The organism is Polaromonas sp. P1_G4 (assembly GCF_056405475.1).
Window position 1 is genome coordinate 1 of record NZ_JBFUCA010001046.1, and the last position, 579, is coordinate 579.

Annotated in this window: 1 protein-coding gene and 1 pseudogene; both read left to right on the forward strand. The window is 63.7% G+C overall.

Translation table 11 applies throughout. The annotated features are described in order from the left end of the window. A pseudogene (locus AC1D1X_RS25270) lies at positions 1-153 on the forward strand (tripartite tricarboxylate transporter substrate binding protein); the annotation flags it as partial. Positions 154-291: 138 nt separating this feature from the next. After that, positions 292-579 (forward strand): GntR family transcriptional regulator (locus AC1D1X_RS25275; protein WP_477699634.1); only part of this gene is annotated, 288 nt, incomplete at its 3' end.

A 579-nucleotide genomic window follows, 5' to 3' on the forward strand; every position in this document is an offset into this window, starting at 1 on the left:
AAGCTGCTGGCCACGCCCGAGATGAAGGCCGCCATCCACGCCCAGGGCGCCGAAGTGCAGAACATGACGCCCGAGCAGTTCTCCAGCCTGCTTAAGACCGACTATGTGAAGTGGAAGGGCATCGTGCAGACTTCCGGCGCGACCATCGAATAAACGGTTCACGCTTTTCCGCGCAAGGCGGCGCCCGATGGGTGCCGCCTTTTTTATGGGCCGCAGCGCTCCGTGTAAACCCTAGGAAACAAAAGTCTGGATGCATGACATGATCTAGTCATCTATAGGACTAGATCAATTATGGCCATTCCAGCAAGCCCTTCATTGACCGTGGTGCCCGCCGAACCGGGCCAAAGCCGTTACGCCGCCCTGGCCGCCGCCTTGCGCGCACGCGTGGTGGCGGGCGAATGGCCGCCGGGCAGCGCTTTGCCGGCCGAGCAGACCCTGGCCGCCGAACACGGCGTGGCCTTGGGCACGCTGCGCCGCGCGCTGGAACTGCTGGCCGACCAGGGGCTGATAGAGCGCATCCATGGCCGCGGCACCTTTGTGCGCGCAGGCATGACGGGCGGCACCATGATGCGGTTTTTC